Origin of the sequence: Microcoleus sp. FACHB-SPT15, assembly GCF_014849525.1 — a bacterium.
Classification (GTDB): domain Bacteria; phylum Cyanobacteriota; class Cyanobacteriia; order Cyanobacteriales; family Coleofasciculaceae; genus Symplocastrum; species Symplocastrum torsivum.
In genome coordinates, this window is the sequence record NZ_JACJNU010000037.1 from 43,351 (window position 1) to 56,884 (window position 13,534).

Here is a 13,534-nt window from a genome sequence, read left to right on the forward strand (position 1 = left end):
AATCTATGCTCCTAAACCAACTCGTCAGAATTAATGAAGCTGGAATTGTCGCAGATTCTGTCAACTTTGGCTTGATGGAGGAGCAGGAGACAAATCAGAAGCTTTGTAAAGGGTTTGTCTTTAACTATGACAAGGACAAGCCTGAAGAATCGACCATTGGTGTGCTAGAAGCCTTGCGAAGCAGTTACGACAGCCGCAATCACGCCAACGTTCATTTACTAGTTCAGCAATACGGCAAGGGCAAGTCTCACTTTGCCGTCGCGATCGCCAACTACTTCAGCAAAGCCGCAGATAGTCCCGAAGTCCAGGGGATTTTAACTGCAATTGAAAACGCCGCAGGTCGGACTAACGGCACTGCCGAAAGGCTGCGGCTTTACAAAAAACGCGGCAGACATCTAGTACTCTGTCTGAGTGGCGATCGCTCCGGCGACATCAGAAAGCACTTCCTCCAATCATTACTCAAGACCTTAGAAGCCGAAGGAATTACCAATTCTGTCGCCCAACATATTTGCAGTGAACCCCTCAGCTACCTACAAGGATTGAATGCAGACCAACGGGAACGAGCAGACACGTACTTAGAGAGTATTGGTAGCCCCGATGGTGACTTAAACTCCATCACTCAACAACTGCAAAAAAACAACCCGGCGGTGATTCCCACCCTCAAAAATCTTGCCAAACATCTCACAGGCTTTGTTCCCGACTGGAATGTTAACCTGGACATTGAGGAAATCCTAAAAGACCTGATTACCACGCACTGTTCAGGAGAGACCCCCCGATTTCAAGGTGTTCTGATTCTGTTTGATGAACTCAACTTCTACTTACAGAACTGGGCAAAAGATCCGATTGGTGCAGGTGGAACCGCGCTGCAAAACATCACCAATATCTGTGAAGCCTATAAAGGCAAAATTGCCTTACTGAGCTTTACGCAAGTTGACCCAGCAATGGGAATAGGTATTCCCGCAGGTGCGCTTGAGGATCATCGACGACTAGTTTCCCGCCTTGCCCCCAAAGGCAGTACCTACCAAAAAGTGGCTTCTAGCTTGGAATTAGTGCTGGATAACTTACTCATTAAGGACAAAGACACCCCTGAGTGGAAGTCGTTTTGGACAACTTGGAACGATGCCTTGCGCGGCGAAACAAACAATGCTTACGAAAAACGAATAACGCTCTATAAACAGAAAGGCTGGACTCGCGACAAGTTTCATCAAGTCCTGACGATTGGCTGCTTCCCTCTCCATCCTCTAACGGCTTACTTGCTCTGCAATCTCTCCTTTACTGTCGATCGAACGGCGTTGCAGTTCATCAAAAAAGAAGTCAAAGCGTTTATTCAGAATCAACCATTGACGCGGGGGCAGGCAGACAGCAAACTCAACTTCATTTATCCGATCGCCCTAGTTGATACCTTCCTCGAAAACTTTGCCGATGACTCGAACTATAGCAAGTATAAAGAGGCTTACAGCGCAGTAGTTGGATCAGATAATCTGCATGAATCGCTTGTCCTAAAAGCGCTGTTTCTCTATCATGCCAGTAGCGGTAAACTTGCCAAGACAGACCGAGAACCTCATGAAGAAGTTTTATCGAGCCTAACAGGTTTATCGGTGCTAGAAGTAAAAACAGCCCTCGATCAACTTGCGAATACACGGGATGTCATCTACTACAAACCAGAAGTGAAATTGTATCGCTTTTGGACAGGTCCCACTCCTGGGGGTATTGAGGAAGAAATTGAAGAACAAATCAAAGAAAGAAAGCAGGACATCTCGCTCTATCCAGTCGTTGCCTTTTGTCAGTCGAACATTGAGCAATTCCTAGGTAGTAAAACTCTAGCTGCCCAACATTTTGTTGAGACAAATAAACTTGTTTTGGCTGATTGGAAATTTGAGTATAAGGTCTACACCATTGATAGTTTTATCCGTGACTTGAATAGTGATCTAACCTTGAGGAAGACAGAAGAACGCGGCTTTCTGGCGTATATCTTGGCTGAAACACAGGCAGAACTCCAAGATTTTCGTCGGAGAGTAGATGCTCTCTTGGCAAAGTCGGCAATTCGCGATCGCATTGCTGTAGCCATCCCCTCTGATGAAACAGGCGAATTAGCCAAGGTTTTGTTGAAGATTCAACTTCTAAAAAATAAAGAGGTGACTGAGCGGCGTAGTCTAGGTGCAGCTTACGAAGAACAATTGAAACGTTGGCAAGATCAGGTCAATACCCAAGCTGAAAACTTGTTGAAATCCTGTACCTATCACTGTGTTGGACTAGACAAAATCCCTCCGGCTGAGCGAGAAAAACCTCAACGAGTCATTAGCGTTCTACTAAAAAATCTATATCCCTTTGTACCCCCAATTGATGGGATTGAGAAGCTAAAGTCAGGTCATACGACAGGTAGTAAGGTCGTTGGATTTGTCTCCCGGCAGCTTTTAGCAGAAAATCTAACATTTCCTTTCCCCGACAACACCTACAAATTTGTTGATGACCTATTTGTCAGTCACTGGAAGTTACTCAAGAAGACTTCTCAAAGATATTCAGCTCAAGAACCCAAGCAGGAGCGGATAAAAGCTGCTTGGGATTTGATCTCCAAGATGACTGAATTAGATGGAGTAAACCAAGTAATTGATTTACAAAAGCCGGAAAGAATAGTTGACCTACAGCAGATTTGGAAAACTCTCTCTGCGCCGCCTTATGGTTATAGCGAATATACCTTCACTATGCTTTTGGCAGGATGGCTATCATACCACCGAAAAGAGGTCTCTCTGAAAGGAAATGCGACTATTCCTCCTGCTAGCAAAAAAGGTGCCGCATCAGTAACTGTAGAAACTAAGTCATTGAAAGACTGGGCAGCGACAAACATCCTAGAGAAACCAGATGATTTTGTCAAAAAATGGATTGTCACAGGCAAAGCAAAACTGATCCGACGCAAGAAAATTTCACCTCCACCTCCACCTCAATCATCCATTAACTACAGCGAAGCAGAGCAATATCTCCAGGTAATTCAAACCTATTTAGAGGCAGGTGAACCCGATCCAACCGAAGTCATTGCCATCACAAAAACTAGAGATCAGGTCAATTCAGGCGTTACTCGCATCAGAGATTGGTTTCAACCTGTAGAGGCAGCCGCAGAGCTAAGTGATACGGCACCGCTCGAATCACTATTAGAGATCTATCCCAAGCTGCTTTCAACTCCACCTGCAATCATCATTAGAGATGATGTGATTTCCGTTCAGCCGACCCAACAACAACGCGATCGCCAAGCCCAAGCTTTACAATTTGTGGGTGAAAAGATTGAGCAATGGGTAGATGCTGAGAGTGAGCGATCGGAATCGCTGCCAACAGAAGAAGCCTGTGGAACTTACAGAGCCGAAGTTCAGAGAATTTTGACCCAAATGAGCCAGGTGTCGAGTTTACCTCCTCATCTGACTGATACCTTGCAGTATTCTCTCCAAACCGCAGAGCGTCGGTTACTGGAACTCAAAGAAGCGGCAAAGGTAAAAGATTGCTTATCTCAAATTCAGAGTCGGTACAGAGCATTGGGAAACTCCCCAAGTCAGCAGGATTACCTCTCAACTCGTGATGAAATTGAGGCATTGGCTTATGCTGTTCCGGCAGTGAAGCAGGAGGAAGCCTACAAACAAATCTTGCAAGAGCTGGATCAACAGTTTAATGATCTAACCCAGCAAGTAGAAATCTGGGAAGAAAAATCTTTGGGCTTAGATTCTCCTGATCAAATCCATGAGCTAATGGAGGAAATCAATGGCCGACGCTACCGCTTTACAGAGGACGAGAGCATTCAGAAAATCACCAAGTTACTGGAATACCTCAAGCGAGAGCTAAGTAGAGGGCAGAGTAAAGATGATGCCGTTAAAGCAATCAAGGCAACGCTCTCCAATGCCAATCGTAAATTGGAGCGTATCCGTGATGTAGCGGCAAATAAGCTGTCCGACGCATTCCAGAGCTACCAAGAATTGATGGAAATCACTCTTCCGTCTGTCGATTCATCCATTGCTTTAGAGAAATATCAGCAAGAGCTAGAAGGGTTTAAAGTCAAAGGGCGAAGTGCTCTTGTTTCAGAAGGATTTGCTAAGGTCTATGATCTAGAGCTAAAACGGCTGGAAGACTACGATAAACTGAACGCTTCTCTTCAACAGCGCCTGAACTTTATCGCACGTTATGAAGACTTTACAGATGTAAAAGCCAGCCTTGAGCAGTCCCTACAAAGTCTTGAGATTCGATATCGAGAACTGCAAGAGCAACATCAAGAGCAGCAAAGACAAGCACAAGATGAGCAAATTATCCGCTCCATTCGCAGCACGTACAAATTACCCAAGACAAATACGCTGCAATTTCTAGAAGACGGAATCAGAGAGGTACAAGAGTCGCAGGGTAGACTTTATGATGCAGCCTCTTTCACTTCAGAGATTGAACAAATATTGCAGTCTCTTCGAGACAAAGTTACCAACCACAAAAGAAGCCTAGAGGATTTTCACGAGCGCCTTTCCTGCATAAACGACCTCAAAGGCTTAGAGATGATTCAAACAGATCATGCCAAATTAGGTTTTGTCTTCGAGGGTTCTACAGAGTATTCAGCCTACCAATCACTCCAGCAGCAAATTCAACAATTGAGAGATGATTTAGACAAACTGCAAAGTTTGGAAGCACAATGCCAACAAAGTTTTTCGATTGCCGATTGTCGCAAAGTGCTAGAGGCAATCGGCAATGAGCGAGGTACGCTACACAATCGGGAGCGTTTTCAACAAAAGCTCACTGAGCTAGAGGGCAGTTTACAGAGCAAACTGCAAATCTCTATCCAGGAGCTAGAAGAATTTGAGCAGAAATTAGACGATTTAGAGACAGCAAAAGAAGCCAAGAGATTACACGGAGAGTTACTGAAAAACTCATCACGCTACGCTCACTCAGACTCAGCCAATCGATATGAAACAATCAGTACAAACTTTCAACTCCTGATCGATCTGCTGCAAATTTCTGAGGCAGAGAGTGGTAAGACCCTTGAGGCTTGTCAGGCTCAATTAGAGAAATTAAGCCGATGGAATGAGGGCATAGATACCCTACTTCCTTCGCTCCAAGAACGCTTTGATGCCATTTATCAAGTCACGGAGAAAGCTAAGGCTCAGATCCTGAAACGGCAACAAACTGATGTAGAAAAGTGGCTGAAAGGGCTGGAAAATCAGGCAGCAGAACTCGGCAATCTGACAGATGAGGTGGAAAAAGGCAAACTTGCCAATAGGCTGTTACAAAAGATTCAACGTGACCAAACCCAATATATTGAGAGGTTAAGTTCGAGCCATCAAGACTTCTTAAAATCAATTGAGCATCAATGTGAGGCAGAAATTGACAAGGATCGAGAAAACCAGATTAAGGTCTTGTTCCAGCAGCTTCCACGTTCTCAGCGAGTGAGCTTGTATCGTCAGTTAGAAGCTTATCTGTCAGACCCGACGGAGGAATTCAATGGCTAAAATCACGCCTTTTGGTCAGCCTGCGAATGAGGGGGAACGGGATGCGATTTACTACCTGCGCCGTTTGCCAGATACCTTTGAAATCTTCCACAACCTGGAAATCAAACAGAATCAGGAAACGTTTGAAGTCGATCTAGTCATTCTTGCTCCCCAATGCGTGTTCGTAGTGGATGTCAAGGGAACTCATGGCCAGATCGAGATTATTGGACCGCGCTGGTATCCAGAAAATCGCCAGTATTATGCTTCCCCCGTCGCCAAACTCAGGAACATCGCTAAAGTCCTAAACACTTTACTCAAAGACTCTAATCGCTTGAAACCCGATTTGGGACGGGTTCATGTTCATGCCGTTACGTTGATGATTGCGGAAGATGTGAACATTATTGACCTCGATGGTAGGGATAGCGATCACATCACCTACTGCAACGAGAAATGCATCACCTACTTTCAAAGCCATGACTTTATTCCATCCCATCGTCTAAAAGATATTCGTGCCTTTTTCTCTGATATTAAACGAGCAATTCAAGGTAAAGCACGCGCTAAAAGCTCTCCACCTCGCTATCGAGATTGGCAGGTTGAAGAAGAACTCGGTAGAACCGATCGCTATACGGAATATCGCGCCAGACATCTGCTGATGGGTGCGAGTGGTTGGACAGCACGCTTGCGGGTGTACCGCGTTGACCCCTATCAAGACCGAGCCGAGCGTGAGGCTGAACAGAAGCTTATCAGCAATGCCTTCCAGTCTGTCTATCAGATTCCTAAACACTCCAACATCCTTAACGTACAGGAGTTCTTCGCGGCTGAGGATGGAGACTGTTTTGTCTTGGTGACTGAGGATATTCCAGGTCAACCGTTGCGACAACACATCAAGAAACAGAATCTGCCACTCAACCAGAAACTTGACTTCATTGGGGAGGTTCTAATCGCCCTTGATCATGCCCATAAACATGGCGTGATTCACCGTAACTTGACTCCAGATAATATTTTGGTCGGCATTGATGGTCAGATTCGCCTGATTGGGTTCGACTATGCCCGGATCAGCAATCGCACCAGCACCATCGCGCATGATATCGTAGACGACTTGGAGATTGATGCCGTCTATCAGGCGACAGAATGCTACCGCGATCCAGCAAAAGCAAGTGTTGCATCGGATTTGTTTTCAGCAGGGCTAGTATTCTATGAGCTATTAACGGGCAAACAAGCCTTCGAGAGCGCGGAGCAAATCTGTGATCAAACGGCTATCTTCTCAATTAAAGCGTCCATCCTACAGCCTGACCTTTCCTCTGGGATAGACGGCTGGCTACAAAAACTCTGCGCGTTTAATCCCGTTGATCGCTTTTCCAGTGCTGATGCTGCCCTGAAAGAGTTGACTACGCTAGCCACGCTGCAAACCTTAGATTTGGCGAATCTGCCTGTCGATAGTCCTATAGATGATCGATATAGGGTGATCGAGCGTCTGGGTCACCCCGGTAGCTTTGCAGTTGCTTATAAAGTCCTAGACACTTTGGATGAGACTGTTCTGGTGTTAAAGCTTGTTACGCGCGATCGCCGCTCGGTTTATGAGCGGCTGCGGCAAGAATACAAGACTCTAAGGCAAATCCCAGAACATCCTCATATTGTGAAGGTGATCTTTGCAGGTCATCTGAAGGATGACACTCCCTTTATTATTTTTGAATATGTAGAAGGACAGGATGTTGAGCATTTCTTAGAATTAAAAACTCTCACTCTAGAAGAATCAGTTCAGATTGCTCAACAAACAGCGTTCGGCTTAGCCCACCTTCACCAGCACGGTGTTTATCATCAAGACATCAAGCCTTCTAACTTGCTTTTAACCGCAAAAGGCATCCGCATTATTGACTTTAATATTGCGGTGTCTGATAGCGATGAAGTAACGGTGAGTGCTGGAACTCGGAAGTACATGCCCCCGGATTTCAAACCTAGGCTTGAGCCAACGAGAGATGAGAAAATTGACCGCGATCTCTATGCGCTAGGCATCACCTTCTACGAATGCGTTACAGGTTGCTATCCCTTTTACGAGCCAAGTCCTCCCATCGGCAAGCTTCCTCGGAATCCCAATGAAATTGCCAAATGTGAAGATTTGAGTGATGAATTGGCGCAGTTGCTCACCAGGTTGATCGCGCCTAAGCGAGCCGAGCGGTTCTCTTCAGCAACAGAGCTTTTGGAGGCGATCGCTTCTCTCACCAATTTACGCAAACCAGAAGAACAAGTTGAAGAAGACATTGAGTCAGGGGAACTGCTGAGTAATCCTATATCTGACAGATTAGATAGTGCAGACCAACCTCAAAAAACTCTTGATCTGATACCTCTTGAATCTAGTGATGAACTTCCGGAGAATGTGCAAAATGTTGTTGAGCCAATTCCTCTGTTACCTACCGTTGAAGTTACACCTCCAGAACAGTCTGAGAAATTTGAGTCTCAGCTTTCTACATCTACGACTGAACCTAAAAACTACTCCTTGGCTGCTAATTCAGTCAAGTCAGTAGCAGCAGAAAATAAGGCTCAAACAGCCCTGTTCGATCACCTTCCGCCAACAGTAGCAGCACCATCCGTATTTGGTACAGGCAGATCGCTTCCCAAGGCAGTTATTCTCGATCCAACTGGACTATACCCGCCTCCGGTTGGATGCATTGAAATTAGGACAGAAGTTGAATGGATGCAGTCCTTCTTCCTATCAGAGGATCTTTACTGGGTGACAGGGAAAGGACGACAAGCAACCCGGCTTTGTGATTGGACTCGTGAATGGCTGCGGGTTTGGAACAAATTAGATGCCATCATCGAAGAAAAGCAAAATCCTCGTACTCGCCTAAAAGCGCTGTTTGGCTCAGTGCCAATTCCCTCAGAGTGGACTGATGAAAACATCCTCCAACTCGTCACAAAACTCGATTCCTATCCTCAAGAAAATCCTGTTGCCCCTTTGCTGGCAGACTTGATTGAGGGCGATCGGCAGGTGTGGTTTGAGTCGCCTTCGATTGAGCATCTAGCTCGCTGGTTATCTATCCAGGTTCCAGAAGCATACAAGCCTCTAGAGCGTGTTTGGCAAAATCAAATTGTGGAGCATGATCCAGATCTGGCAGGCTATTACCAGATGGAAGATAAACTACAACTCCTCCGACAATGGGTAGGAGTCGTTGAACCCTCAGAGCAAGTCAAGGCTCTAGGTCGCTACAGGCTACCAGTACCCAAATTCCTAGTTAGGGAATTTCAGTCTTTTTGGGAGCGTCAGCTTATCCCCAACGGAGGCAAAGCTCTAGATGAACTAGTTCCAAACAAGCAGTCTGGGATGGAGCAAATTGCTTCGCTGGCTTACTCTATTCTTAAAACCCATCCCAATTGGATCACCAAGGAAAGAAAACGAAAACTCTCCTCCTACCTTAACTATCAAGAACTTAGCGATCTGGATAGCCTTCAACCGCCGCTCCAGCCGAAATCGCTCGCTCTAGAAGCGAGTCCCAAGGAGGCGATGCAGTGGGTTACAGATCAATATTTACCCTTTCGCCGCTGGGATAGCGCCATTAATCCATCCTCATCTCGACCCAGAGCAAGCGATCATTTAGCTGAGTCTTTTGTGAGTTGGATACTCAAACACTACCCAGAAATTAGATTTGATAGCTCTATTTTGAACTATGGTGTGGCATCTCTCGTTCAAGACCTTTGTCAAAAAGAACCCGTTCTATGGGTTGTTGTAGATGGGTTAGGATGGCTGGATCATCAGGAACTTCTGGCTTATCTGACCCGGAACAACAGTTTTACAATTGAAGCTGCTCTTCAACCTCGCATCAGCATTCTTCCCACAAAAACTGAGTACGCTAAGTGGAGCCTTTACAGTCAACTTCCCCCCAGCCACTCCTCTTGGATACCTGATGCTGGTAAAGGCTTTCCGATGATGGGTACTGGAAAGCGTTACACAGATCGGGACTACAAACGGGGTACTCTTCACCGAGACTTGAAGAAGAATGCTCATAAGCTCTACTGCTGGGATACTGACAAGTTTGACCATCTTTATCACACACAGCAAGACTGGCAAAACCTCTATCAAGTTCAGCGTCCATACGTCTTGGAAGGAATTGCTAGAGATATCGAGTACTGTGTGAAGCAGCACCCTAACCCTGAACTACTCAGGATTGTGATTGCTAGCGATCATGGTCAGATGATAGGTGAAGCTGAACATCTATCCGATTGTCCAGAAGGGCTGGATCTTAAAGGACGGATGGCGATTGGCAAAACTGATGATCCCCGCTTTGTCGTCCTAGATGCGGAGCGTTATGGACTGCCTCATGACCTTAGCATTGTGCGAGGCGCAGCTTGTCTAAATGCATTTAGCTACACTGAGAAAAATGAAATTATTGGTTCTCATGGGGGAATATTTCCAGAAGAAGTCGTCGTTGGAGTATCTATACTTCGTCAGTTTGTGGCTCGCCTTCCGGTTCACGTCATCTGTTGTGGTGAGGGAACACCTAGTCAGACGGGAGAATTGAACCTGACGATCGACAACTTCAATTCGGTACCTCTGACACAGCTTTGTTTGTACATCAATGAACTGCCTGATCTGAAGACTGGCTATCCTTTGAATGTAGAAATTCCAGCAGGACAAAAAGCTTCTATTCAAGTTCCAGTTTCTAGTTATCCAGAACTCCCTCCTAACCATGAGGGAAATCAATTAGTCTTGACAGGTGAACTTAGATTTAAATTTGCTGATATTGAGGTTAGTGCCGCTAACTTGGATTCTGAATCTCTGTTAACTGTGAAGCAAATGTTCAGCAGTGGATTAGATATTGATGATTTCCTATAACAGCAATCTGGTTCAAGATGTCTTTGGCAATCTGAGTATCGATAAAACTCGGCTACCTTCAAGTGGCTTGACGGCTGTTGGAGTGCCTAGTTTCGTTGCTGAATGGCTGCTGGATAAAATTGTACCGGGTTCAGGTACATTGACTTCTACTGAGCTAGAAAAGGTCAATACCTTCGTCAAAAAAGCCTTTCCTCGAAAGGACGATCGTAACGAAATTATTTTTGATTTGACTCAGGGCGAAGTTCGCAAATTGATTGCTCTCATGCAGGTACGAGTCAGGTTGGAGCAGGGATCTAAGGAAATTCCTGACCCCATTGCTCGAATTCCCGTACTCAACTTATCAGATTGTGCTATTCCGCTTGGTTTAATTGAGCGTAACAAAATGCTGCTACGCCAAGGAGTATGGGGCAAAATTAGTCTTGCTATGCAACCTGATGGCAAAGTTGAAGTAATCGACTTCGACCCCTTCCAGTGTTCCAAAGTTGACCTTCAGGCATATGCCGACTGTCGAGCAAGATTTAACACAGAAGAATGGCGAGACTTACTCTTTTGTTCAATGGGCTTTAACCCACAGCACCCTAGCTATAACCAAGAATCTAAAACCTGGGTATTGGCTCGGTTACTTCCACTTGTAGAATCTAACTACCACATTATGGAGCTTGCCCCAAAAGGAACAGGTAAAAGCTTCGTATTTGAAAATATCAATAGTAAAGTTGCCTTGATTAGTGGCGGCAAAGTGACTTCAGCACAGCTTTTCATCAACGGTAAAACTAAAGAAGTTGGTTTGCTGGGTCGCCATGATGTTCTTGTTTTAGATGAAGTCCAGAGCTTAACTTTTGACAATCCTGAGGAAGTTATTGGTCCGCTAAAAAATTATCTAGCTAGTGGTCGTTATAACCGCTCTGGATTTGCAGATATCAGCAGTGATTGCTCACTGGTCATGCTTGCAAATATTGAGCTGGACGAGCATTTACAACCTCGAAATGAAGATAATATCATTGCTAACCTACCTAATTTCTTTGCAGAAACTGCATTTTTAGACCGCTTTACTGGTATTATTCCTGGTTGGAAAATCCCTAAGTTTCAAAGAGAAATGACATCTTATCAATTCGGACTTAAAATGGATTTTTTTGGCGAATCTTTGCTATCTCTGCGCCACGACAATCGTTTTATATCCTACGCACAGCAGCATACCAAATTCGACAAAAATGCAACAATTCGTGATCAAAATGCTATATTCAAGTCAGCATCAGGATTCCTTAAAATTCTCTATCCTCACTTAGATTTAACATTAATGGATTACCAACGTGATTGCTTAGAACCTGCCCAGAAACTGCGTCAAGAAATCCGGAATTCTCTATATTATCTCGATGATGAATTTAGGAAATTCGGTAGAGAAGTTTATGTTGAAGCGAAGTGATTAGAAAGAGCCATTTAATATACCTAGACTATCACTCAACAACTCCTGTTGATCCAAGAGTTGCTGAGTTAGTACTACACTACATGACTACGGCATTTGGTAATGCTAGTAGTATTGAGCATGAATATGGAGATGAGGCAGAAGAAGCGGTTTCCAAATCTGCCTTCCACATTACTGAGTTAGTCGGAGCAACATCTAGGGAAGTTGTCTTCACATCTGGAGCAACTGAGAGCATTAACATAGCTATTCAAGGCAGCATATCTTCTGACGCTAGTGCCAAGACACATCATTGCATTGCTGTATCGCCAGTCGAACACAAAGCAGTTTTAGACACCTGTTATGCCTTAGATAAAAAAGGATTGGCGAAAATTATCAGCCTCCGTGTTGACTCAAAGGGCAGACTTGATTTAGAGCATCTTGAGCAGGTTTGCAAAAGCGGAGTCTCACTGCTCTGCGTAATGGCAGCTAACAATGAAGTTGGCAATATGTACCCAATTCAAAAAGTTGGTCAGATTGCTCAAAAATATGACATCCCTTTCTTATGCGATGCCTCCCAAGCCGTGGGGAAAATCCCCATAAACTTTGAGGAGTGGGGAATCACTTACCTAGCCATCTCTGCCCACAAACTCTACGGACCCAAAGGTTGTGGTGCATTAGTTGTCAGGAAAGGACATCACCTAGAACCGATCATATTTGGTGGTGGTCATCAGAAAGGAATGAGGTCTGGAACTCTGAACGTTCCTGGTATTGTTGGCTTAGGGGAAGCCTGCCGCCTGCGTCAACTGGAAATGGAAGAGGATGAGAAAGCGATCGCATCCAAGCGAGACAGACTTCAAAGCTTACTGCTAGACAAAATTCCTGGTTTAGTCATCAATGGAGATACCACTTCCCGACTTGCAGGCAATCTCCACATTTCAATCCCCGATATTCCTAACAGCGCAGTCATTGCCAGAGTACGCTCTCAACTTGCCATCTCCACTGGTTCTGCCTGCTCATCGGGTATAGAGACACCATCCCATGTCCTTCAATCACTAGGCTTACCTGATAACGTGATTGAAGGAGCATTGCGTATTGGTCTTGGCAAATTTACGACGGATGAAGAAATAGATCAAGCAGCAGAAATTCTCTCAACTGCCGTTAGCAAGACGCGCCAAGCTATGCTTACTTGAGACAGCCATTCCTCAGCCAGCGATGTCAATCGTAACGGTCGGGTGCCCAAACTATCGCTCTTCTTAGAAAGGGGGTTAGAACACACTTACTAATCTATTCACTCCCGACCAAACGTCTCAAATGAGACAACACAACAGAAATATAAAGTCAAGAGTGATGAAGAATGTAAAGTTTTCTTACTTCGTCAACTGGTAACGCCCGTTGAAAGTTGACGAAATAACCTCTTAACTGTCACAATCAGGCATACCGTTAGAAGTTGACGGATGAAAAAGAAGATTAAAGCTAATCCGAAAGCTGTGGTTGCTGAAGGGGTGACGAGTAAGCTGAAAGCTTGATTCATCAAGGTTTCTCCTCCATTGAATGACACAAAGATATCAGCTTATTGACAGGCTTGTTGAGAATAGATGTCTCGCCGCCGCTGTTGGCGAGAATGATAATCATATCTAGGGGAAGGGAGGGCAAGGTACACCTTGCCCTCCCTTCATAGTTTTTTAGAATCCCGCTCAAACTTTCATGGTAAAAAAGAGCGGTTCATTGTTTTTAACGAAACCGCTCAAACAAAAAATGCTTCCCGAATTGTATCTCACAACTCTTGAGAGCCAACTGAGTGCATCTCAATTGCTGACCTTAGAAATGCTGGTATGGCTGTTGCAGTTCCATAAACAGATACGA

Annotated in this window: 5 protein-coding genes; 4 read left to right on the top strand and 1 reads right to left on the bottom strand. The window is 44.9% G+C overall.

Annotated features, from left to right (window positions below; genetic code table 11):
• Positions 1-5: 5 nt before the first annotated feature.
• From H6F98_RS12810 to H6F98_RS12825, 4 genes are read left to right on the top strand one after another with little or no spacing between them, the layout of a single operon-like run.
• Positions 6-5,465, top strand: a complete 5,460-nt coding sequence (locus H6F98_RS12810; protein ID WP_192219081.1) for a hypothetical protein — start codon at positions 6-8, stop codon at positions 5,463-5,465.
• A complete protein-coding gene (locus tag H6F98_RS12815; protein ID WP_192219082.1) occupies positions 5,458-10,272 on the top strand; it encodes a methylation-associated defense system protein kinase MAD6 in 4,815 nt (1,604 codons plus the stop codon). The genes H6F98_RS12810 and H6F98_RS12815 overlap by 8 nt, the downstream gene beginning before the upstream one ends.
• Entirely contained in the window at positions 10,259-11,692 is a 1,434-nt protein-coding gene (gene brxL, locus H6F98_RS12820; protein WP_192219083.1) for a BREX system Lon protease-like protein BrxL, read from the top strand. Before H6F98_RS12815 ends, brxL begins: the two co-directional genes overlap by 14 nt.
• A complete protein-coding gene (locus H6F98_RS12825; protein ID WP_313929855.1) occupies positions 11,689-12,861 on the top strand; it encodes a cysteine desulfurase family protein in 1,173 nt (390 codons plus the stop codon). Before brxL ends, H6F98_RS12825 begins: the two co-directional genes overlap by 4 nt.
• A gap of 185 nt (positions 12,862-13,046) precedes the next feature.
• On the opposite strand, the gene H6F98_RS12830 is transcribed toward H6F98_RS12825, so the two are convergent.
• Complete coding sequence (locus H6F98_RS12830; RefSeq protein WP_192219084.1) at positions 13,047-13,202, bottom strand: hypothetical protein; 156 nt, start codon at positions 13,200-13,202, stop codon at positions 13,047-13,049.
• Between the last annotated feature and the right edge of the window lie 332 nt (positions 13,203-13,534).